The organism is Nocardioides seonyuensis (assembly GCF_004683965.1).
GTDB lineage: Bacteria > Actinomycetota > Actinomycetes > Propionibacteriales > Nocardioidaceae > Nocardioides > Nocardioides seonyuensis.
Genome location: NZ_CP038436.1, coordinates 1,918,767 through 1,940,499, shown reverse-complemented (window position 1 = coordinate 1,940,499; position 21,733 = coordinate 1,918,767). Strand labels below are relative to the sequence as shown.

18 protein-coding genes are annotated in these 21,733 nt (G+C 72.5%); 8 read left to right on the top strand and 10 right to left on the bottom strand.

Going from position 1 to position 21,733, the window contains the following annotated elements; translation table 11 throughout:
• Nucleotides 1-22: 22 nt before the first annotated feature.
• The 5 genes from EXE58_RS09445 to EXE58_RS09425 are packed head-to-tail and all read right to left on the bottom strand — an operon-like array spanning nt 23 to nt 4,050.
• Nucleotides 23-739 (bottom strand): hypothetical protein, encoded by a 717-nt coding sequence (locus EXE58_RS09445; RefSeq protein WP_135267644.1) that lies wholly within the window; start codon nt 737-739, stop codon nt 23-25.
• The gene (locus EXE58_RS09440) at nt 736-1,833 is read right to left on the bottom strand and encodes a hypothetical protein (protein ID WP_135267643.1); all 1,098 of its coding nucleotides are present in this window, start codon (nt 1,831-1,833) and stop codon (nt 736-738) included. Before EXE58_RS09440 ends, EXE58_RS09445 begins: the two co-directional genes overlap by 4 nt.
• Nucleotides 1,830-2,117 carry a hypothetical protein gene (locus EXE58_RS09435; protein ID WP_135267642.1) on the bottom strand — a complete coding sequence of 96 codons (288 nt, stop codon included), beginning with the start codon at nt 2,115-2,117 and terminating at the stop codon, nt 1,830-1,832. The genes EXE58_RS09440 and EXE58_RS09435 overlap by 4 nt, the downstream gene beginning before the upstream one ends.
• Entirely contained in the window at nt 2,114-2,500 is a 387-nt protein-coding gene (locus EXE58_RS09430; RefSeq protein WP_208544188.1) for an SAV_915 family protein, read from the bottom strand. The genes EXE58_RS09435 and EXE58_RS09430 overlap by 4 nt, the downstream gene beginning before the upstream one ends.
• Before the next feature lie 53 nt (nt 2,501-2,553).
• A complete protein-coding gene (locus EXE58_RS09425) occupies nt 2,554-4,050 on the bottom strand; it encodes an amidohydrolase (protein ID WP_135267641.1) in 1,497 nt (498 codons plus the stop codon).
• A 47-nt stretch (nt 4,051-4,097) separates the two neighbouring features.
• On the opposite strand from EXE58_RS09425, the gene EXE58_RS09420 reads away from it, so the two are divergent.
• Nucleotides 4,098-4,736, top strand: a complete 639-nt coding sequence (locus tag EXE58_RS09420) for a hypothetical protein (RefSeq protein WP_135267640.1) — start codon at nt 4,098-4,100, stop codon at nt 4,734-4,736.
• 6 nt (nt 4,737-4,742) lie between these two features.
• Here EXE58_RS09420 and EXE58_RS09415 read toward each other — a convergent pair whose 3' ends face one another.
• Nucleotides 4,743-6,206 (bottom strand): serine/threonine-protein kinase, encoded by a 1,464-nt coding sequence (locus EXE58_RS09415; protein ID WP_135267639.1) that lies wholly within the window; start codon nt 6,204-6,206, stop codon nt 4,743-4,745.
• Between the two features lie 21 nt (nt 6,207-6,227).
• On the opposite strand from EXE58_RS09415, the gene EXE58_RS09410 reads away from it, so the two are divergent.
• Genes EXE58_RS09410 through EXE58_RS09400 form a run of 3 tightly spaced genes read left to right on the top strand, consistent with a single transcriptional unit; the run spans nt 6,228 to nt 9,749 of the window.
• Nucleotides 6,228-6,809 carry an RNA polymerase sigma factor gene (locus EXE58_RS09410; protein ID WP_135267638.1) on the top strand — a complete coding sequence of 194 codons (582 nt, stop codon included), beginning with the start codon at nt 6,228-6,230 and terminating at the stop codon, nt 6,807-6,809.
• Nucleotides 6,806-8,266 (top strand): M1 family metallopeptidase, encoded by a 1,461-nt coding sequence (locus EXE58_RS09405; protein WP_135267637.1) that lies wholly within the window; start codon nt 6,806-6,808, stop codon nt 8,264-8,266. The genes EXE58_RS09410 and EXE58_RS09405 overlap by 4 nt, the downstream gene beginning before the upstream one ends.
• 10 nt (nt 8,267-8,276) lie before the next feature.
• A complete protein-coding gene (locus tag EXE58_RS09400) occupies nt 8,277-9,749 on the top strand; it encodes a carboxyl transferase domain-containing protein (RefSeq protein WP_135267636.1) in 1,473 nt (490 codons plus the stop codon).
• Here EXE58_RS09400 and EXE58_RS09395 read toward each other — a convergent pair.
• Entirely contained in the window at nt 9,740-10,180 is a 441-nt protein-coding gene (locus tag EXE58_RS09395; RefSeq protein WP_208544187.1) for a MarR family winged helix-turn-helix transcriptional regulator, read from the bottom strand. The two genes, EXE58_RS09400 and EXE58_RS09395, sit on opposite strands and share 10 nt — an antisense overlap.
• Before the next feature lie 94 nt (nt 10,181-10,274).
• On the opposite strand from EXE58_RS09395, the gene EXE58_RS09390 reads away from it, so the two are divergent.
• Nucleotides 10,275-11,183 (top strand): 3-hydroxyacyl-CoA dehydrogenase, encoded by a 909-nt coding sequence (locus EXE58_RS09390; protein ID WP_135267635.1) that lies wholly within the window; start codon nt 10,275-10,277, stop codon nt 11,181-11,183.
• Nucleotides 11,184-11,221: 38 nt separating this feature from the next.
• On the opposite strand, the gene EXE58_RS09385 is transcribed toward EXE58_RS09390, so the two are convergent.
• The gene (locus tag EXE58_RS09385; RefSeq protein WP_135267634.1) at nt 11,222-13,933 is read right to left on the bottom strand and encodes an AAA family ATPase; all 2,712 of its coding nucleotides are present in this window, start codon (nt 13,931-13,933) and stop codon (nt 11,222-11,224) included.
• A 104-nt stretch (nt 13,934-14,037) separates the two neighbouring features.
• Here EXE58_RS09385 and EXE58_RS09380 point away from each other — a divergent pair, with 104 nt between their 5' ends.
• From EXE58_RS09380 to EXE58_RS09370, 3 genes are all read left to right on the top strand, one after another.
• On the top strand, nt 14,038-15,144 hold the full coding sequence (locus EXE58_RS09380) for a class I SAM-dependent methyltransferase (RefSeq protein WP_135267633.1): 1,107 nt from the start codon (nt 14,038-14,040) through the stop codon (nt 15,142-15,144).
• 67 nt (nt 15,145-15,211) lie between these two features.
• Entirely contained in the window at nt 15,212-17,374 is a 2,163-nt protein-coding gene (locus EXE58_RS09375; RefSeq protein ID WP_135267632.1) for an alpha/beta hydrolase, read from the top strand.
• 16 nt (nt 17,375-17,390) lie between these two features.
• Complete coding sequence (locus tag EXE58_RS09370; protein WP_135267631.1) at nt 17,391-18,458, top strand: alpha/beta fold hydrolase; 1,068 nt, start codon at nt 17,391-17,393, stop codon at nt 18,456-18,458.
• A 584-nt stretch (nt 18,459-19,042) separates the two neighbouring features.
• Here EXE58_RS09370 and EXE58_RS19495 read toward each other — a convergent pair.
• Both EXE58_RS19495 and EXE58_RS09350 read right to left on the bottom strand, forming a co-directional pair.
• Nucleotides 19,043-20,065 carry a hypothetical protein gene (locus EXE58_RS19495; RefSeq protein ID WP_167288767.1) on the bottom strand — a complete coding sequence of 341 codons (1,023 nt, stop codon included), beginning with the start codon at nt 20,063-20,065 and terminating at the stop codon, nt 19,043-19,045.
• Nucleotides 20,066-20,195: 130 nt separating this feature from the next.
• The gene (locus tag EXE58_RS09350; protein WP_135267629.1) at nt 20,196-21,725 is read right to left on the bottom strand and encodes a dihydrolipoamide acetyltransferase family protein; all 1,530 of its coding nucleotides are present in this window, start codon (nt 21,723-21,725) and stop codon (nt 20,196-20,198) included.
• Nucleotides 21,726-21,733: the final 8 nt, after the last annotated feature.

The window sequence follows — 21,733 nt, the reverse complement described above, 5'->3', positions numbered from 1 at the left end:
CCCTGGCGGCAGGCTCCGCCGATCACCGGGCGGCAGCCCGCAGCTCCTCCGCGACCTGCTCGGCGGGCTCGCGGAAGAGGATCTGGGGCACGAGCACGACCGCCTCGGCGCCCCGCGGAGCCAGGAGGACTCCGTAGCCGCGGGGGCCGCCCTCGCGGGGTCGGAGGCGGGGGGGCACCCCGGACCAGCGGAACAGCCTGCTGGCCTGGAGGCCGACGTGCTTCAAGCGTCCGGGCGGGACGTCGAGGGAGGTGCGGAAGCCTCTGTAGACCACGCCGCCCGGGCCCCACGACAGGCGCCAGCGGTGCAAGCGCCCCGTCAGCAGGCGGATCGTGTCGGGGATGCTCGCCAGCGTGGCCCCGATGATCGCCACCGCCGCGCCCGGGCTCTCGACCGCGTTCATCCCCCGTGACACGACCACGAACACGATGAGTCCGCTGACGACCCACATCACCAGCCAGGCGAGCAGCGCCGCCGCGACCTGGAGCGCGGGAGCCTTGATGGTCACGGTCCCGTCGGCTGACGGGCGCAGGGGCCTGGGGGTGCGCGGCCAGAAGCCGTGGGCGACGAACACCAGACCGCACAGGCCGGCCAGCGCGAGACCGACGGCGATCCAGCGGTCCGCACCGCTCGAGGACGGTGCCAGCACGGCGCCCGCCACCACCAGCAGGAGCGTCGATGCGACCATCGCCACGACCGCCCAACGGGGTGCGAGCCGGACCTGTCCCTCCGAGCTCACCACGGCGTGACCGCGTCCCAGCCATCGCTGATCGCATCGGTGGCGTTGTCCCACCCCTCGGAGACGGCGCTCGACGCGTCGTCCCAGCGGTCGCCGACCCAGCCCGCGATCTCGTCCTTGTGGTCCCACACGTAACCCGCGAGCTCGGAGGCTCCGTAGGCGATCAGCGCCCCGCCGCCGACCGCGAGGATCACCGGTCCTCCCAGGGCGATGATCCCGGCCGTGGCCAGGCCTCCGACGACGATGCTCGTCCCGGTGGTGGTGGCAGCACGTCCCCAGTCACCGGTCTCCCGCGCCTCCTGGATGCCGAAGAACACGTCGACCCCGATGCCGATAGGGCCGAGGAAGCGGCCGCCCCACTTGCCCAGGAGGCGGGACCTGTGGAGCAGGTCCTCGGGGTTCTTCGGCGGCCGGTAGGCGGGGTTGCCCGAACGTCGGGCCTTGAGGCGGTACTTCAGCCCTTCCTCACGCATGTCCTTGGCGAGCTTGGTGAGGGCGACCCCGGCCATGCCCGCCCCGGCGTTCTTGGCCCAGCCGACGGCGATGCTGGCGAGCGCGCCCAGGCCGTCCTTGTCCTCGGCGTCCGCGACGTCGGCGGGCATGTTGGTCTCGACCCAGAGGGCGAAGTTCTCGTGGCCTGTCGTGGCGTCCTGCGCGAGGGTGTTGTAGAGCGTCACCTTGGCGATCGCCGTCTCTCGAGCAGCCTCCTCGGGCGACCCGGCCTCCACCAGGCCGGCGGGCACGTCGGGCGGAGCCTGGATGACCGTGCCGTCGACGGTCAGTCCACCGGCGACGGCACGGGTCCGGATGCCCCTCATCGTGGTCTTCGCCTCCTCGAGCCGTGCCGCGTAGTCGTCGCACGCCGTGGCCGCGCGCTTGACGCGCGCGGTGTGCTTGTCCGTCGCGCTCAGCACGGTCTTCGTGAAGTCCTGGTAGGCGGTGGCGGCGCTGCCGTCCCAACCACCCGCGGCCTTCACGCGGGCGGCCCCCTGCTTGTCCCCGGCAGTGTCGAGGTTGGGGGCGAGGGTGCCGCGCAGCCAGGTCGCCGCGGAGCGGACGGCGGCGACCTCGCCCTCGATCTTGGTCTCGATCACTGGAGGTGGCCGTTCATCTCGCGGAAGTCGGCGCCGACCTGCTGCTCGGTCTCCCCGAGGTCGTCGGCGGCGTCCCGGACCTGGGCCGCGATCCCACCGTTCAGCGCAGCGATCTCACCGGCGGTCTGTGACACGGCGGCGATGATCTCGCTGAGGTAGGAGGTGCCGATGCCGGCGTCCAGGGCGCTGGGCGCTCCCGTCGCGGACCCATCGATCTTCGATGCGGCGGTGTCGTGCTGCGCGGCGACGGCCTCGGCCGTCCCCGCGGTCAGGCGGAGGGTCATGCCTGGCCACCTTCCTGTGTCGGACCTTCCTCGACCGGGCGCTCCTCGAGATGCAATGGCTCAGGTCGGGACGAGCGCACCGGCTCGGGCACCAGCACGTCGAGGAGCTTGACGTCGAACGGCTTCTGGTCGTGGATCCCCGGCAGGTCGGCGGTGTTGACCAGGGCCCAGGGCTGCGCAGCGCCCCAGCAGGCGACGAACCTGTCGAGCGCGGTGTAGGCGCACAGGGCGACGCGGCCGTCGCCGAGCTTGATCATCCGCACGTCGCGCACGGCGCCGGCGTCGTCCACCTCGACGGGCAGGTAGAGGACGGGCGGCACCAGCACCGGACGCGCAGGTGCGCCTGCTCCGGCGTCGGGCCACTGGTCAGGCTGACGATCCACGCGGCAACGCTACCCACGTGACGCCGTCTTCAATCCTCTGGCACCGAGCTGCCTCAGCCGAAGGCCTGTTGCCCCGCGACCCAGGTGGCGAGGACGTGGTCGGCGAAGCCGCGCAGCCGAGCCGCGTGATCGGCGTCATCGCCGCCCTCGAGCGGGTCTGCGCCGAGCAGGACGAGGTCGCCGGGGTGGCCGGTGGCCACGGTGCCCCAGCCGTCGGTGGACGCGGCCAGCGCCTCACGCGCGGTGATCGACTGCTCGGGGTGCCACGGGTCATCGTCGAGGCTGCGGTGCACGGCGGCGGCCGCCGCCAGCCAGGGGTCGAGGCGCGCGACGGGAGCGTCCGACCCCATGGCCAGTCGCACGCCGTCGTCGAGCATCCACCGCAGCGCGAAGGAGCGGTCACCGCGATCGGGCCAGAGGCGCTCGCTCACCTCACGGTCGTCGAGCAGGTGGGCGGGCTGGACGCTGGCGGTGACACCGAGGTCGGCGAGGCGTCGTACGTCCTCGCGCCGGATCAGCTGGGCGTGCTCGATGGTCCCCTGCGCACCCGTGGTCTCGAAGGCGTCGAGGGCCTCGGTGACCGCCCGGTCCCCCAGGGCGTGCACCGCGACGGTGAGACCGTGGGCGGTCGCGCGGGCAAGCAGGTCGCGCAGCTCCTCGCTCGTCTGGTTGGGCTGGCCGTGGGGGAACCCCAGCGGTGACGGCCCGGCGTAGGGCTCGCAGCACCACGCGGTCCTGGTGTTGAGGGAGCCGTCGCTGATGATCTTCAGCGACCCCATCGTCAGGCGGGGGTCGCCCGCCAGCGGGTCGCCGGTGCGGAGGCCCCGGGCCATCACGTCGTCGAGGCCGTCGGCGTACGTCGCCATCCGGACGCGGAGCAGGTCGGCGCCCTCCCCCCACCGCGCCACCCAGTCATCGACACCGCCGCTGAACTCGTAGTCGGTCAGCCCGACGACGCCGAGCGCCGCGGCGTCCTCCAGGGTGCGGCGGTAGGCCTCCGGCCCGGTGCCGTCGTCGCCGAGGATCGTGCGCAGGCGCCCGAAGATCGCAAACCACTCGGTCTCGGCGACCATCCCCTGCCGCACGGGCAGGGCGAGGTGGACCAGGGCGGTGGTGTTGAGCCAGGCGTGGTGGGCGTCGCCCGAGATCAGCACGATCGGCTGGTCGGTGTCGAGCGCGTCGAGCATCCCGACCAAGGGTTCCTCCGGCCAGGCCGTCGGTCGGTGGCCGTAGCCGATCACGGGCCTGTCCGGCCACGCCTCGAGCCGTGCGGCCACCAGCTCGACGGCCTGGGCCGCAGACCTCGCCGGCGCCAGGTCGAGCCGCGAACTGGACATCGTCCACTGGGCGAGGTGGACGTGCTGGTCCCACAGGCCCGGCATCAGCCACGCGCCGGCGGCGTCGTGCACCTCGCCGTCGTACGCCAGCGCGGTCCCCACCTGAGTCACCAAGCCGTCCTCGACGAGGACGTCGACCGGCTCGGAGGTGTCGTACGACGCCGTGGGCGCCGCGCCGTCCAGGGCGACCAGGCGGGCATTGCGGATGAGCATGGCGTCACCGTAGGTCGCACTTCCCCCGTCGAGGTAGTTTGCGACCCATGGCGTGGCGGGGTCCTGCGGTGCTGGCGTTGCTCGTCGTCCTGGGGGCGGTGGGCGGGTTCGGCATGTCCCGGGGCCTGGCCGACGCCTCCGTCGGCGAGGGCGCCGCGCAGCCCGTGGGCACCGAGCACCCGAGCCCGCCGGGCGACGAGGCCTTCGTGCCGCGCGACGACCCCACCGACGCGCCCCTGCTCCCCGGCATCGAGCTGACCGAGGCCAGGCTCGGCACCGGGCGCTCGGCGATCGTCTTCCCCGTCCCGGTCGGGTGGAAGGCCAACTACCTCTCCGCCGACGTGGTGAAGTGGAAGAAGCCGAAGACCTCCAACAACACCTACGTGATGCGCGTGACCGACGTCCGCTCCCGCAACCAGACCGCCGACGCGGCGATCGACACGGAGATCGCCGCCATGGACGCGAACCGAGACAAGCGGTTCATCCCGCTGAGCCGCAACAAGACGTCGATCGAGTACACCTACATCAGCACCGAGGGACGGCTCCGGCACAGCTTCATGAGCTGGGTCGACCTCGACGAGGACGGTCTGGTGGACGCCCAGGTGGTCGTCCACGGCCGGGACGCCGACGTCCCCGGCGCGAGCGACCTCATCGAGCGGGTCGTCGCCGGCTTGAGCGCCGGCTGAGCGACCTCACTTGCCGCGTACGTCGACCTGGTCGAGGACGCGGTTGGCGGTGGGGCGGTCCTCGCTGCGCACCTGGATCCACAGCAGCTCGCTGGCGTTGAGCTGCACGACCCTCTCGACGGTGAAGCCCGGCCCCTCGCACCCGGTGAAGACGACCGTGACCGTGGCGTCGCCCAGTCTGCTGCCGGAGACCGGGTCGCGGCGGGTCTCGCACTCAGGGTGCGGTGGCACGTCGGTCGGGAGCTCGTCACCGGGCAGCAGCCCCGCGAACACCCCGGGAGCAGGACGGTCCCGACTGTTCCACCCCGGTCGGGTCCCGGCCGAGATCGAGGCGAACTCCGCGTCGGCGCCCGGCGGCGTCCACGAGCCGGCGTCGACGCTCGCCCACTCCTCGGGGACCGTGACCGAGATGGTGCCGGTCTCGTCGTCGACGTCGCGCTCGGTGGAGACGGCACGCTCGACCGCCCAGCCCGCCCCCGCGCCGACGACCAGCGCGAGCGCGCCGGCAGCCAGCCAGTGCCATCGCGGCCGGCCCGCTCGGTCGGACGCAGGGTCCGGGCGCAGCGCCTCGGTGGCGTCGGTGCCCGGGTGCGGGCCGATGCGCGTCGCGGTGGGGGTCCACATCCTCTCGTCGTCTCGCTGCTCGCCCAGGGTTGCGGCGAGGGCGGCGACGAAGGACGGCACGTCGTCGTAGCGCTCCTCGCGGCGCGGTGACAGGGCCCGACGGACCACGGCGTCGGCCTCGTCGGGGAAGCCGTGGTCGAGGGGTGCCGGTGGCTCGGGATCGGCGGCCGCGGTGAGCGTCTGGTGGTCGAAGGGCGCGCGACCGGTGAGCAGGAGGTAGGCCAGCGCGGCGAGGGAGTACTGGTCGGCGCGGGCGTCGAGCGCCTCGCCCCTGGCCTGCTCCGGCGCGACGAAGGTGGGCGTGCCGCCGATCATGGTGAGCCGCGAGGACATGTCCATGGCCTTGCCGAGCCCGAGGTCGCCGAGCATGGCGCACACCTCGGACGCGGCTTCCTGCCCCGACCTCCCCCGGTCGACCGTGCGGAACAGCACGTTGGCCGGCTTCACGTCGCGGTGCAGGACGCCGCGGGCGTGCAGCGCGTCCAGGCCCTGCCCGACCTGGTCGACCACGTGGAGCGCCTGGGCGGGTGAGAGGCGCCCGAGCTCGAGGCGGTCGGCGAGGGTGCCCTGGTCGGCGTACGACATCACCAGGAACGGCCGCCCGTCGGACAGCTCGCCGGCGTCGTAGACGTTGACCACGTGGGGGGACTCGACCTTGCGCAGGAAGCGCCCCTCCTCGACGAAGCGCTGCCGGACGTGGAGGTCCTCGGTCCAGTTGTCGGCCAGCACCTTGATCGCGACCTCGGAGTCGAGGTGCTCGTCGTAGGCCAGCCAGACCGTCGCGAACGCTCCGGCGCCGAGTCGGCGCCGCACCGGGTAGCGGCCGAGGCGGGAAGGGGCTGACACCCCCGCATTATCGTTGCCGAGGTGATCACTCCCGGGGACCCCCAAGGCCCGGCCCTGTCGCCGGACGACATCGACGACCTCGCGCGCCGCGCCCGCGATGGCGATCGGGACGCGCTCGAGGACCTCCTCGGTGCGATACGTCCGCGGGTGCTCAACATCTGCCGGGGGGTCCTGCCCTACTCGAGCGACGCCGAGGACGCCTGCCAGGAGGCGATGCTCAACGTGGCCACGAAGATCGACTCGTGGGGCGGGCGCGGCCGCTTCACGACCTGGCTGCACGTCGTGGCGGTCAACAGCGCCCGCTCGACCTACCGACGGCTGAAGAACCTCGCGACCCCGATCGACACCGATGTGTTCGGCCACGACCGTCCCGACCCGCGCACCACCAGCGTCATCGCCGGCACCCGCCTCGACCTGCTCGAGGCGATGGAGACGATCGAGCGCGACCACCCGCAGTTCGTCGACCCCCTGCTGCTGCGCGACGTCTACGGCCTGCCCTACGACGAGATCGCCGAGCTCGTCGACGTCCCGCTCGGCACCGTCAAGGCGCAGATCCACCACGGCCGCAAGCTGGTGCGCCCCCTGCTCCGGGGCGACGCGTGAGGGTCGCGGCACTCGCGACCCTCGCCCTCCTCGCCGGCTGCACGACGTCCGGCACCGAGCCCAGGTCCGCCTCACCCGACACGCCCGCGGCCACGGAGACGACGGGGGGCTCGACCCCGGGACATCGCGACCTCGACCTCGCGCTGTCGAGTCCCCGTGAGGACTCGGTCTACCCCGACGTCGGCGACCCGCGCGTGGACGCGCTCCACTACGACCTCGACCTCCGGTGGATCCCCACGGCACGCAAGCTGTCCGCGTACGCCAGGATCACGTTCCGGGCGACCCGCGACGCGTCGAGCTTCCAGCTCGACCTGGCACCGCCGATGCGCGTCCTGGGGTCGACCCTGGACGGCGAGCACGTCACCACCCGACGACGGGGCGACGACCTCGTCTTCCTTGCCCCGGTCGAGAAGGACGTCCGCTACGAGCTGGTGGTCATCTACGTCGGCCGGCCCCGCCCGGTGCCGGCACCCACCACTCGCTCGGACTTCACGAGCCTGGGCTTCACCGTCACGGACGACGGCGAGGTGTGGACGATGCAGGAGCCCTACGGCGCCCACACCTGGTACCCCGTCAACGACCACCCCTCCGACAAGGCCCTCTACGACTTCACCATCGAGGCCCCTTCGCCCTGGACCGGCGTCGCGAACGGCCGGCTCGTCTCGCTCGAGCGGGGCGAGGAGACGACCACGACGAGCTGGCAGCTGACCGAGCCCGCGGCGTCGTACCTCGTCACCGTGGCCATCGCCGACCACGTCCGCTCGAGCAACACCACCGAGGACGGTCTCCGCGTCGACTACTGGGTCCCGCGCGACATGCCCGACGCGGCACGGAAGGTGAGGGTCGCCGCCGCGGCCGTGGACTGGATCGAGGAGCGTCTCGGGCACTACCCCTTCCCCAGCCTCGGGATGGTCGTCACCGACTCCCAGAGCGCGATGGAGACCCAGACGATGGTGACCCTCGGCAGCACCGACTACGTGCTCTCGGCGCCGGTGATCGTCCACGAGCTCGTGCACCAGTGGTACGGCGACCAGGTCTCGCCCGCCGACTGGCGCGACGTGTGGCTCAACGAGGGCATGACCATGCTGCTGCAGTGGCTCTGGGAGGACGACCACGACGTGCGCCCGATCGCCGGGACGGTCTCGGCCGCCCGCGCCGCCGACCGCACGCTGCGGCGCCAGCACGGTGCCCCGGGGGCCTATGACCCGGGCAGCTTCGGCGAGTCCAACATCTACTACCCGCCGGCGCTGATGTGGAACGAGCTGCGCCTCGAGCTCGGCGACCGGAGGTTCTTCGACATCGCCGCGCGCTGGCTCGAGGAGCACGACAACACCTCCGTGACGCGCTCGCAGATGTACGCCCACTGGGAGCGCGAGACCGGTCTCGAGCTGTCCGACTTCTTCGAGGCGTGGATCATGGGCGAGACGACCCCGGAGCGCGGAGTACCGACGGGCTAGCCTCGCGCAGGTGACCCGCCTCTCCGCGCGCGACCTCATCGCCCTCGTCCTCGACGAGGGTTCCTGGGAGTCGTGGGACTCCCCGCCGGACCGCAGCAACCACCCCGACGAGTACGCCGCCGAGCTCGCCGCCGCGGCTGCGAAGTCGGGTGTCGACGAGTCGGTGCTGACCGGGTCGGCGCGGCTGCGGGGGCGCCGCATCGGCGTGCTCGTGGGCGAGTTCGGCTTCCTCGCCGGGTCGATCGGCCGGGCCGCAGCCGACCGCGTGGTGGCCGGCATCGAGCGCGCGACCCGTGAAGGCCTGCCCCTCGTGGCGGCTCCGGTCAGTGGCGGCACGAGGATGCAGGAAGGCACCCCCGCCTTCGTCCAGATGGTGCGCATCTCCGCCGCGATCGCTGCCCACCGCAAGGCCGGCCTCCCCTACCTCGTCTACCTCCGCAACCCGACCACCGGCGGCGTCATGGCGTCGTGGGGATCGCTCGGCCACGTGACGGTCGCCGAACCCGGGGCCCTGGTCGGCTTCCTCGGGCCGAGGGTCTACTCCGCGCTCTACGGCCGCGACTTCCCCGCCGACGTCCAGACCGCCGAGAACCTCTACAGCCACGGCATCATCGACGCGGTCGTGCCACCCGAGGAGATCGCCGGGATCCTCGAGCGGGCGCTCACCATCCTGATGGCTCCCCGCGACGGCGTCGCGCCGGTCGCGGACCCCGGCCAGGAGTCCGTGCCCGACGTCGACACCTGGGACTGCGTCACGAGGTCGCGGCGCCCCGACCGTCCCGGCGTACGACGCCTCCTCCGCTACGCCGCCAGCGACGTCGTACCCCTCAACGGGACGGGGCAGGGCGAGGCAGATCCCGGGCTCCTCATCGCCTTGGCCCGCTTCGGCAACGCGCCCTGCGTGTTCCTCGGGCAGGACCGGCGCGGCCAGACGACAGACCACCCGATGGGCCCGGAGGCCCTGCGCGAGGCGCGCCGCGGGATGAGGCTCGCCTCCGAGCTCGGGCTGCCGCTCGTGACCGTCATCGACACCCAGGGCGCGGCGCTGTCGGCCGATGCCGAGAACGGCGGGCTGGCGGGCGAGATCGCTCGCTCGCTCGCCGACCTGGTGACCCTCGAGGCGCCGACCCTGTGCCTGATGCTCGGCGAGGGCAACGGCGGCGGCGCGCTGGCGTTCCTGCCGGCCGACCGCGTGGTCGCTGCCCAGCACGCCTGGCTCTCGCCGCTGCCGCCCGAGGGCGCCTCGGCGATCGTGCACCGCGACCTCGACCACGCACCGGAGATGGCGCGGGCCCAGAAGGTGCGGGCGATCGACCTCTACAAGCGCGGCATCGTCGATCGCATCGTCGCCGAGAAGCCCGACGCCGCCGACGAGCCCGAGGAGTTCTGCCGCCGCGTCGGAGCCGTGCTGGAGCACGAGCTCGCGGCACTGGTCATCGCCGGGCCGGGCCGCGTGTCGGCACGCACACGGCGCTACGTCTGACCGGGCGAGTCCCTGGCGATCGCCTTCGGCGGCCCTGCCGCTGAGCGAGCGGGGGGCTTGCGCTGCTCCAGTGTCTCGCTGAGGCGGCGGGCGATCTTGGCTGCGGCCTCCAGGTCGTCCTCGGGCCAGTCGGCGATGAGCTGGCTGTAGAGGTCTCGGGCGGTCTGCTTGGTGCGTCGGTGGCGTGTGGCACCGGCGGCCGTGGAGGCGACCAGGACCGCGCGACCGTCTCGCGGATCAGAGGTGCGGTCGACCAGGCCAAGGGCCTCCAGGCGTTGCACCTGGGTGGTCATGGTGGATCGGTCCACCTCCTGCCAGTCGGCGAGCTCCGACAGCCGCACCGGACCGGTCGAGGTGCGACCTCGAGCAGAGGCGACCCGCCAGTCCCCGTCACGGAGCCAGGTCCTTCTGGCCAAGCCGGTCCGGGACATCGTCGAGGTCTGGGGACATGACTCGTTCCCGGCCAGCGACCCGCCCGCCAACTGGTAGCGGCCCCCCACCCACCACGACCCACAGGAGAACACCATGACCGACCACACCAGCCAGTCCACTGCATCCGCAGAGGCGCCCGAGCGAGGAGGGGCCCTGCAGAACCTGACGGTCCTCGGGAGCGGCGTCCTCGGCTCGCAGATCGCACTCCAGGCCGCGTTCCACGGCAAGGACGTCACCATCTACGACATCAGCGAGACGGCCCTGGCATCCCTGTCCGCCCGGTGGGACTACCTGGCTCCTCTCTACGTGCAGGACCTGACGGACGCCACCCCTGAGCGCATGGCCGAGGCACTGGGCCGGATCCGCACCACGTCGGACCTGGCAGATGCCGTCGTCGATGCCGACCTGATCATCGAAGCGGTCCCCGAGGTGCTCGAGGTCAAGCAGCAGACCTGGGCCGAGGTCGGCCGGCTGGCACTCGAGGAGACCATCTTCGCGACCAACTCCTCCACCTTCCTCCCGAGCGACATCGCACAGTCCACCGGCCGGCCCAGCCGCTTCCTCGCCCTCCACTTCGCCAACGAGATCTGGCGTCTCAACATCGGCGAGGTCATGGGGCACCCCGACACCGACCCGGACGCCTACGAAGCGGTCGCAGGCTTCGCCGAGGAGATCGGGATGGTCCCGATCCGGGTCCTGAGGGAACAGCCGGGATACGTCCTCAACAGCCTTCTCGTCCCGTTCCTCTGGGCTGCAGGTCGCCTCCTCGTTCGCGGCGTCGCTGACCCCGAGACGGTGGACCGGACGTGGCGGATCTCCACCGGAGCGCCGCTCGGCCCGTTCCAGTTCCTCGACATCATCGGCATGATGACGCCGTACAACCTCCTCGAGGACAGCGACGACTCCGAGCTCCGCGCCTTCGCCGACCTGATCAAGCGCGACTACATCGAGACCGGGCGTCTCGGCAAGGGCGCAGGGGCCGGCTTCTACGACTACTCCTGACATCCGGCACGAAGCTCCGGGATCGAGCCCCGTGAGGGTCACGTGGCCGAGAGGGCGTCAGCCAGCTCGGCCCGTGACCGCACGCCGAGCTTCGTGTAGACCTTTCGCAGGTGGTACTCCACCGTCTTCGGGCTGAGGAACAGCGCTGCCGCGGCCTCACGAGTGGTCCGCCCTTCGGCGAGCAGCAGCGCCACCTGGAGCTCCTGCGGCGTCAGCGCGTTGACGCCACCGAGCGGCCGGGGAGGGACTCGCTCGCCGGTGAGGTCGAGCTCGGTGGCGGCCTGGTCGGCCCAGGGCTCGGCACCGAGGTCGGTGAAGACGGCCAGTGCGGCACGCAGCTGCTCGCGGGCCTCGACCCTCCTCCCGGCGCGCCTCAACCGGGCGCCGTACGCCAACGCGGTGCGGGCGGTCTCGAAGAGGTCCGGCGTCTCCTCGTGGAGAGCCAGCGCCTCTCGGAACGGATCGTCGAACCCGTCCGCTGCCAGGAGACCCGCACAGCGACGCGCTCGTGCCCGCGCCCAGGGCTGGCCCTTGTGATCCGCAGCGCGGAGGTGGGTCGCCGCGATCTCGGCCGCCTCGGCTGCCCGACCCAGCCGGAGCAGTGCCTCCACCAGCTCAGGACCGGGTGAGATGTCGGGATCCCCGAGCTCCAGCTCGCCCAGCAGGCGGTCCAGCTCGCCGAGGTGGGTGGCCGCGGCAGCGGGGTTCGCGAGCGCCAGCTCCAGCTCGCCCAGCGCGAAGAGGGTCCAGGTCTCGCCCAGGTGGATGTCGCGGCTGCGGCACAGTGCCAGCGCCTCGGTGGCGTGCGCCCGGCACTCCACCTCCTGGCCCGTGCGGGCCTCCAGCCACGACAGCGCCGCGAGGGAGACCGCGAGCTCGTTGGTCTGGCTCGTGTCGCGGGCCAGGCGTACAGCCTCGTTGTAGTTCGCTTCCGCCCTCGCCCAGGAGTGGGTGGTCGCCTCGTCCCGCGCGAGCAGGAACAGCAGCGCCGGCAGGGCGCCCACCCCTGCCCGCCGGCGCGCCTGGTCGACCTGGGCACGAAGGCCCCGGCCGGTGTCGGCGTCTCGGATGAAGAGCGGCACGTACATCAGCCACGCCGCGCCACGAGGGTCCTCGCCGAGCTCCTCGCTCTCGGTCAGGAGGGGGATGGCGGCCCGCAGCTCGTCGATCCCACCCCCGCCCGAGAGCACCTTCGCCACTCCGGCGGCCACCGTCCCGACGGCGCGAGCGCGCGACGACCTCGCCGCGGTCACCGCCGGCGCCAGCAACGTGGTCAGGCGGCGCAGCGCCGCACCGTCGAACAGGTAGAAGGTCGCGTGGACCGCCTCGGCCAGGAGGAGCGCGCGCTCGTCGGGAGAGGCGTTCTCCGCAGCCCGCTCGAGCAACCCGGCGGCTTCTCGCACCGAGCCGCTCCGGAGTGCGATCGCGGCGCGCAGGTCCTGGACCTGTGCCACCAGGCCCGCGGGGATGGTGGCACCCGCCATCCCGTCGAGCAGCACCGTGGCCCGAGCTCCCTGACCCGCTGCCCAGGCGGTGTCCGCCGCGGCGAGCAACCGGGTCTGCTCATCCAGGAACGCCGGGCTGAGCCGTGCCGCTCGCTCGAGGGCGACGGAGGCCACGGCGTAGGCAGATCGGGCGACCGCCCGGTCCCCGGTCTCGTGCAGCAGGCCCGCCACGTGCTCGTCGGGTTCCCACACCGACTCCGACAGGTGCCAGGCACGCCGGTCGACCTCGTGGTCGGGCAGGGCACGAGCAGCGGCGGCGTGCGCCCGGCGACGCTCCACCGGGGAGCCCTGCCGATATATCGCGGCCCGGACGAGAGGGTGCCGGAACGTGATCTCGGTGCCGACCGCGTCGGCCAGCCCCACCTCCCGGGCAGCGATCCACGCATCCGGATCCAGGCCCAGGTCCGCGCACGCAGCCCCGGTGAGCCGGAGGTCACCGTTGCACACGACGGCGACCAGCAGCACCGCCTGGGCCTCCGGTCCGAGCGAGGACAAGCGGCGTGCGAAGGACTCCCCCAGGGCGGCCGACACGGGAGGCGGCAGGCCGGGGGACGTGCGCACCAGGGCCTCCGGGTCCTGGGCCAGCTCGGTGACCGCGAGCGGGTTGCCCCCGGTCACCTCGTGGACCCGGACCACCCAGTCGGGGGTGAGGGGCGCCGGGGCCATCTCCTTGGCGAGACTGCGGGTCGCGTCGAGGCCCAGGCCAGTGACGTGGAGCTGGTCGAGGCCCTCCCACATCTCGTCGCACTCGCCCTCACGGGCCGCCAAGAGCACGGCGAGCGGGTCGGCGGAGAGCCGTCGAGAGGCGAACGTCAGGGCCTCCATCGTGGGTGGGTCGAGAAGCTGGACGTCGTCGAGGAGCACCGCGACCGGCGCGTCCTCGGCGTACCTGCACAACAGGCTCAGGGTCGCCGCGCCGATCGCGAACCGGTCCCCCGGCGGCCCCTCACTCAGCGCCAGCGCTGCAGACAGCGCCCTCGCTTGTGGTGCGGGGATCTCGTCGAGGAGACCCAGCGCCGGACGCAGGACCGTGAGAAGGCCGGCGAACGGGACCTCGCGCTCGGGCTCCGTGCCGGTCGCGCCCAGCACGCGGAAGCCCTCGAGCCGCGTCTCGGCCCAGCGCAGCAGGGCGGTCTTGCCGACGCCCGCCTCGCCGGTGAGCGCGAGCGCGCCGCTGGTGCCGATCCTCGCCCCTGAGACGAGCCGATCGATGGCCTGTTGCTCGGACTCCCGGCCGATCAGCACCCACCGAGTCTAGGGCTGCATGCGGCCACCACCAGGGGGGTCACCGGACGCGCTGGAACCCTCGACGTCCCTAGCTTCGAGACGTCTACGAAGGGAGACACACGATGACCACCATCGATGCGCCGGCCACCACGCCGGCTCCGGAGACCGCCCAGGCAGTCGACACCGACAAGCTCATGCAGTTCGTCTTCCGCGCGGTCGACGAGGTGGGGGCGACACTCAACGCCGCCCTCGTGGTGATGGGCGACAAGCTCGGCTACTACCGCGACCTCGCCGCCCACGGACCCAGCACGCCGTCCGCACTCGCCGAACGCACCGGGACGAGCGAGCCCTACGCACGGGAGTGGCTCAACGCGCAGGCCGCGGGCGACTACGTGTCGTACGACGCCAGCACCGGTCGCTACACGCTGCCGCCCGAGCAGGTCGTGGCGCTGACGGTCGAGGACAGCCCGGCCTTCCTGCCCGGCTTCTTCCAGATCGCACTCGGCACGGTGAGCGACACCTCGCACATCCTGGAAGCCGCTCGCAACGGCGCCGGCTACGGCTGGCACGAGCACAACACCGACGTCCACGTCGGCTGTGAGAGGTTCTTCCGACCAAGCTACAACGCCCACCTCCTGACCGAGTGGCTTCCTGCTCTCGACGGTGTCGTCGACCGGCTGGAGCAGGGCACCACGGTCGCGGACGTCGGCTGCGGCCACGGCGCGTCCACGATCCTGATGGCCCGGGCGTTCCCGGAGTCGACGTTCGTCGGGTTCGACTACCACCCCGAGTCCATTGCCGCGGCGCGCGAGCGTGCTGCGGCCGCGGGATGCGCGGACCGGGTGAGGTTCGAGGTCGCGACTGCCGACGCCTTCGGCGGCAACGGCTACGGCCTGGTCACCATGTTCGACTGCCTGCACGACATGGGCGATCCGGTCGGGGCAGCCAGGCACGTGCGCAGCGCGCTCGCCGAGGGCGGCACGTGGATGGTGGTCGAGCCGATGGCCGGCGACCACGTCGAGGACAACCTCAACCCGGTCGGCCGCGCCTACTACGGCTTCTCCACCCTGCTGTGCACACCGTCGTCGTTGTCCCAGGACGTCGGCCTCGCGCTGGGCACCCAGGCCGGGCCCCAACGGATCCGGGACGTCACCACCGCTGGCGGCTTCACCCGCTTCGATCGGGTCGCGGAGACCCCCTTCAACCAGGTCTTCGAGATCAGGCCCTGACGGGAGGGCTGCTGCGGGTGGACACTGGACGATCGGGCAGGTCCCAGGGTCGGGGAAGGAGGCCGGGATGGGTGCCGAGCACCACGAGGGAGATCGCGCGGGCGTGGCGCGGCACCGTCCCCGGCCTCCGGACCACTCCGGCGTCGTCCAGCGCGACGGTGTCGAGATCGCCTTCGACGTCCACGACGCCGCAGGGCCCACCGTGCTGCTCCTGCCGACCTGGTCGATCATCGACTCGCGCGTGTGGAAGCTCCAGCTGCCCTACCTGGCCCGGCACTTCCGGGTCGTCACGTTCGACGGTCGGGGATCGGGCCGGTCGGGGCGCCCGATCGGCGCCGAGCACTACACGGACGAGGAGTACGCCGCCGACGCGGTCGCCGTCCTGGATGCCAGTGGGACGGACCGTGCTGTGCTGGTCGGCTTCTCCTGCAGCGTCGCCTGGTCGGTGCACGTGGCCGCGGGTCACCCCGACCGGGTCAGCGGCCTCGTCGCGATCTCACCGTCGTGCGGGCTGGCGGTGGCCCGCCCGACACGCGAGAGGTCGGCGTTCGCTGCCCGTCCGGGGAGCACGAGGGGCTGGGCCAAGTACAACGAGCACTACTGGCTCGAGGGAGGCAAGGACGACTTCGTCCGGTTCTTCGCCGGGCAGATGTTCCACGAGCCGCACTCCACCAAGCAGGTCGAGGACTTCGTGTCGTGGGCCGGCAGCATCTCTGCCACGACGCTCGCCGACACGACCGCCGGCAGGCTCGGCCTTCGGGGCGCAGCGTCGACGCCGCTCGAGCCCCTGTGCAAGGAGGTGTCGTGCCCGGTCCTCGTCGTGCACGGCACCGAGGACAAGGTCCGCCCCCCGGCCGTCGGCGAGCAGCTGGCAGCGCTGACGGGCGGCGATCTCATGCTGTTGGACGGCGTCGGCCACGGCCCGCCGCTCCGGGAGCCGGTGCAGGTCAACCACCTGATCAAGGAGTTCACCGACATGGTCGACCCCAGGCCCACCACCCGGCGCTGGGTCCGGGCCCAGCGCCGGCCCAGGCGCGCGCTCTACCTCTCCTCCCCGATCGGGCTCGGCCACGCCCGCCGCGATCTCGCCATCGCCCAGGAGCTGCGGGCGCTGCACCCCGACCTCCAGGTCGACTGGCTCGCACAGGACCCCGTCACGCGCGTGCTGGCCGCCGCGGGCGAGACCGTGCACCCGGCGTCGCGCTGGCTGGCCAACGAGTCCGCCCACATCGAGGACGAGTGCGCCGAGCACGACCTGCACGCCTTCCAGGCGATCCGGCGGATGGACGAGATCCTCGTCAACAACTTCATGGTCTTCGAGGAGGCCGCCGAGGAAGGTCTGTACGACCTGGTCATCGCCGACGAGGCATGGGACGTCGACTACTTCCTGCACGAGAACCCCGAGCTCAAGAGGTTCGCGTTCGCCTGGATGACCGACTTCGTCGGCTGGCTGCCGATGCCGTCCGGGGGTGACGCGGAGAGGGCCCTGACCGCCGACCACAACGCCGAGATGATCGAGCAGCGCGCGCGCTACGGCCGGGTGCGCGACCGTTCGATCTTCGTGGGCAACCCCGACGACGTGGTCGAGGAGTCCTTCGGCCCCGGCCTGCCCGGCATCCGCGAGTGGACCGAGGCCAACTTCGAGTTCTCCGGCTACGTCTCCGGGTTCACGCCGCCGGACCAGGAGGAGTCCGCGCGCCTGAGGGCGAGCCTCGGCTACGGCGAGGAGGACCTCGTCTGCCTGGTGACCGTCGGTGGATCCGGCGTGGGCGAGACGCTGCTGCGGCGCGTGCTGGACGCCGTACCCCTGGCTCGTCGGCTCGTGCCCGAGCTGCGCTTCCTGGTGGTGTGCGGGCCGCGGATCGACCCCGGCTCGCTCCCCCGGCGCCGTGGAGCGAAGGTCCGTGGCTACGTGCCCGACCTCTACCGGCACCTCGCGGCCTGCGACCTCGCCGTCGTGCAGGGCGGGCTCACCACCTGCATGGAGCTCACCGCTGCCCGGCGCCCGTTTCTCTACGTGCCGCTCCAGAACCACTTCGAGCAGAGCTTCCACGTCCGGCACCGGCTCGAGAACTACGCCGCCGGCAGGTGCCTCCTCTACGACGAGGCGCGCGACCCCGCCGTCCTGGCCGAGGCGATCGCCAAGACGGCGCGCGAGCAGGTCCACTACCGCCAGGTCGAGACCGGCGGCGCCGCGAGGGCCGCGTCGATGCTGGCGGCGCTCGTGTGATGTGGGGTCAGACCTGATGCGCGCGCTCGAACCCACGCGGACGGGATCCGTCGACCCGCACGGCGTCCCGATCCACTACGAGGTCTTCGGCGCAGGCGAGCCGACCATCCACCTCCTGATGCCCGACTCGATCGTCTCGAGCCGGGCCTGGAAGGCGCAGGTGCCGTTCCTGGCCCGCTCGCACCAGGTCGTGGTCAGCGACCCGCCCGGCAACGGCCGCAGCGGCACCCCCCGCACGGTGGACGACATGAGGGAGCGGGTCCGACTGGACCAGCAGTGGGCGGTGCTCGACGCCGTCGGGGCGCAGGAGGCGGTCCTGGCCGGGGTGTGCACCGGGGCCGGGCACGCGCTGCTGATGGCGGCCGAGGCGCCGGACCGGGTGCTCGGCGTCTGCGCGATCAACCCCGGCCTGCGGCTCACCCCGCCGCTGGCCCATCGTGTCGCCCACGACTTCGACCTGCCCCGCGAGACCTACGTCGGCTGGCAGAAGCAGAACCGCCACCACTGGCGGGAGGACTGGCACGACTTCGCGGAGTTCTTCTTCGCCGAGCTCTTCCCCGAGCCGCACTCCACCAAGCAGCGCGAGGACTGCGTCGGGTGGGCCGCGAGCGTCGCCACCTCGACCATGGAGCTCGAGTACGACGCTCCCGGCGGCATCGGCGCGGATCCGGACACCGCCGCGGCGGCCTGCAGAGCCGTCAGGTGCCCGGTGTTGGTCATCACCGGCTCCCTCGACCAGTGCCAGCACCCCGGGCGCGGCGTCATGGTCGCGGAGCTCACCGGTGGCGAGCACGTGGTGATCGAGGGCGCCGGCCACCTCCCGCAGGCACGCGACCCCGTCCGGGTCAACCTCCTGCTCCGCGACTTCCTGGCCGGGGCTCCTCAGCTGCCCAGGCCGGTCAGCATCAGCCACCCGAGGACCGCGAGCCCGGTGAGCAGCAACGACAGGGCCGCCCACACGGGGCGGGGGATCCCGGGGACCGGCACCACCACCTGGTGCCTCGCGACGGCGATTGACCCCGGTGATCCGGCGAGCCCCCTGGCGATCCGCAGGTCGTCGCTGAAGGCCCCGGCCGCCGGGTAGCGCCTGGCCGGGTCGTCGGCCAGGGCGCAGGCCAGCACGTGGTTGACCGACGCCGCCTGGAGGGAGTCCCCCACCAGCAGGGAGTCGCGTGGTCCCAGGATGGTGCCGCCCTCGTGGGGCGAGCGTCCGCTCAGCACCACCCAGAGGAGGCAGCCCAGCGCGTAGACGTCGCTCGCCGCCGTCGGGGCGTGCCCCGCCCGCAGCTCGGGGGCCGCGAAGTGCCAGGCGTCGAGCGACGTCCCGGGACCCGGGGTCGGAGCGGACAGGCGGGCGTAGAGCCCCCGGCCGTTGTCGTAGAGGTGCACGTTGGCCGGCCGCACGTCCCCGTGCACCCTCCACCGCGCGTGCTCCTCGGCGAGGCCGCGCGCGACCTGGTCGACCAGGTCGAGGGCCAGGTCGATGGGCGGCGGGCCCTGCAGGTCGAGGGTGGTGCCGAGGTTGGCCCCGGGGATCGGCTGGTCCGCGACCCGGAGGCGCCGCGGACGCTCCCGGGTGTCGGAGATACGGGCGACACTCACGCGCGGGTCCTACCCGGGATCCGCCCGGCTAATCCTCCGACCACCACGACGTGCACGTCGGCAGGTTCAGGTGGATGCCAGGGCAGGCTCGGAGGTGGCGTCGGAGGTGGCGGCGACCTCGGTCGGCTCCTCCACCTCCGCGATCTCCGGCTCCAGCTCCGCCGCCTCGACCGAGACGCCGCCGGACACCGTCGCGAGCATCTGGCGGACGTGGGCGAGCTGGCTGTTGATGCTGTCGCGCCGCTGGCTGGCGGCGGCGAGCTCGCGCTCGGACTCGGCGCGCACCCGGTCGGCCGTGGCGCGCGCGTCGGCGAGGGTGGCCTCCGCGCGCTGCTTGGCCTCCGAGAGCATCCGCTCGATCCGCTCGTCGGTCTCGGCACGGGTGCGCTGGAGGGACTCCTCGAGCTCCCTCGTGCGGGCGGTCATGGCGTCGAGCTCCTGCTTGGCAGCCTTCTGCAGCGCCTTGATCTCGGCGGTCGCCTTCTTGCGGCGCGCAGCCAGGGAGGTCTCGAAGTCTGCTGCGGCCTGGGCGGCACTGGCACGCTGCGCCTCCACGATCGCCTCGGCCTCGCCGCGCAGCGCGGCGGCGTCGTGCGCGGCGGAGTCACGCTCCTCGTCTGCTGCCTTGCGAGCCTCGTTGATCAGCTTCGCGCCCTCTTCTTCGGCGACGATGCGAACCTCCTGGGCGTAGAGGTCGGCGTCAGCGCGCACGTGGGCCGCGTCGGTCTCGGCCGCGGCGCGGATCTCGTCGGCCTCGCCCACGACACGGGTGCGGATCTCCTCGGCCTCACGCTCGGCCAGCGCCAGGATCTGGCCCACCCGCTCTCCCAGGTGGGTGAAGGTGGCCGGCTCGCGCTCGGCAGCCTCGTAGGCCTCGAGCGCTTCCTTGGCCCGACGGGCCTCCTCCCACGACTGCCGCGCTCCACCCTCGAGCACGCCGACGTGCTCGGTCAGCGTGACCACCTGGGCCTCCGCCTCGGCGAGCCGGGCGGCGACGGCGGCCACGCGCTCGTCGCACGCGGCGAGGGCTCGGTCGACCTGCAGCGGGTCGTAGCCGCGCATCGTCGTACGGAAGCTGCGATCAGTCATGGGGTCTCCTGCCGAGAAGGGGTACTCACACGCCACGGCGATTCTTGCGGGTCCGGATGGACCGCGCGACAGACCCCGTGGCGGTGAGACGCCCTCGACCGGCCGGGCACGCGAATGCCCGGCCAGCCGGTCAGAAGAGGAGCGCGCTCGCCGGGTCGGAGAGGATCGAGGCGACGTCGGCGAGGAAGCGCGAGCCCTTCTCGCCGTCGATGTGGCGGTGGTCGAACGACAGCGCCAGCGTGGTCACGTCGCGCACGCACAGCTCACCGGCCTCGTCCACCCAGGGCCTCTTGTTGATCGCGCCGAAGCACAGGATCGCCGATTCTCCGGGGTTGATGATGGGGGTGCCTGCATCGACCCCGAACACGCCGACGTTGGTGATCGTGAACGTGCCGCCTGCCATCTCGGCCGGCTGCGTCCTGCCCTCGCGTGCGGTGGCCGTGAGCTCGTTGAGGGCGCCCGCCAGCTCGAGCATCGAGAGGCTGTCGGCGTCCTTGACGTTGGGTACGACGAGACCGCGCGGCGTGGCGGCCGCGATGCCAAGGTTGACGTAGTGCTTGTGGACGACCTCCTGGGCGGCGTCGTCCCAGTAGGAGTTGATCTCCGGGGTGCGCTTCATGGCGAGCATGACCGCGCGCGCCAGCACCAGCAGCGGGCTGACCTTGACGTCCTTGAAGTCGCGGTTCTTCTTGAGGCGCTGGACGAACTGCATGGTGGCGGTGACGTCGAGCGTGACCCACTCGGTGACGTGGGGACTGGTGAAGGCCGACTGGCTCATCGCCTGCGCCATCATCTTGCGCACGCCCTTGATCGGCTCACGGGTCTCGCGCGCGCCCCCGCTTGCGTCATGCGAACCCACAGCCATCGCTGCGCCTTCGGATGACGGACCGACGCCACCGGAGGCCGACTGGACGTCCTCGCGGGTGATCGAGCCCGACGGTCCGGAGCCGGTCAGCGCGGTCAGGTCGACCCCGAGCTCCTTGGCGAGCTTGCGCACCGGCGGCTTCGCCAGGGCTCGTACGTCGGCCTGCTCGCTCTGCGCGGCGGACGGCACCAGGGCCTCAGCGGGCGCCGCAGCCGCCTTCGGTCGTGCGTCGCGAGCCGGGACGGCAGGCTCGTCGGCGGGCATGACCTCGCCGGACTGGGCACCGCCGGGCGAGAAGGCACCCTGCACCTGCAGCTGGGTCTGGGCGCCGGCCTCGCTGCTGGGCGAGGCCGAGCCGCGCCGGGCGCGACGCATCGGGCCACGCTCGGCCTTGATCCGGCCGACGAGGGAGGCCCCCTCCATCGAGCCGGACGCCGCCGGGTTGGACAGGTCGATCTCGCTGGGGTCGACCTGCGCCCCACCGGCCTTCTGCGCCATCCCCAGGTAGGGGTCGGACTCGGTCTGGGGGGCGGCCGCCGCAGTAGCGGGTGCCGCCTCCGACGCGTCACCGATGGCGATGATCGGGGTCCCGACAGGCACGGTCTCGCCCTCGTCGACCAGCAGTGCCTGGACGGTGCCCTCGAAGGGCGAGGGCAGCTCGACCAGGGACTTGGCGGTCTCGATCTCGACGATCACGTCGTTGATCTCGACGGTGTCGCCGACCTTGACCTTCCAGGCCACGATCTCTGCCTCGGTCAGGCCCTCGCCGACGTCGGGGAGGAGGAACTCGGACATGCGCTTCC

Coding starts and splice junctions, on each gene's coding strand:
- EXE58_RS09420 (WP_135267640.1), top strand. CDS start 4,098: ATGGCGTGGCGGGGTCCTGCGGTGCTGGCGTTGCTCGTCGTCCTGGGG.
- EXE58_RS09380 (WP_135267633.1), top strand. CDS start 14,038: ATGACCACCATCGATGCGCCGGCCACCACGCCGGCTCCGGAGACCGCC.
- EXE58_RS09435 (WP_135267642.1), bottom strand. CDS start 2,117: ATGACCCTCCGCCTGACCGCGGGGACGGCCGAGGCCGTCGCCGCGCAG.
- EXE58_RS09425 (WP_135267641.1), bottom strand. CDS start 4,050: ATGCTCATCCGCAATGCCCGCCTGGTCGCCCTGGACGGCGCGGCGCCC.
- EXE58_RS09390 (WP_135267635.1), top strand. CDS start 10,275: ATGACCGACCACACCAGCCAGTCCACTGCATCCGCAGAGGCGCCCGAG.
- EXE58_RS09375 (WP_135267632.1), top strand. CDS start 15,212: ATGGGTGCCGAGCACCACGAGGGAGATCGCGCGGGCGTGGCGCGGCAC.
- EXE58_RS19495 (WP_167288767.1), bottom strand. CDS start 20,065: ATGACTGATCGCAGCTTCCGTACGACGATGCGCGGCTACGACCCGCTG.
- EXE58_RS09395 (WP_208544187.1), bottom strand. CDS start 10,180: ATGTCCCGGACCGGCTTGGCCAGAAGGACCTGGCTCCGTGACGGGGAC.
- EXE58_RS09370 (WP_135267631.1), top strand. CDS start 17,391: ATGCGCGCGCTCGAACCCACGCGGACGGGATCCGTCGACCCGCACGGC.
- EXE58_RS09350 (WP_135267629.1), bottom strand. CDS start 21,725: ATGTCCGAGTTCCTCCTCCCCGACGTCGGCGAGGGCCTGACCGAGGCA.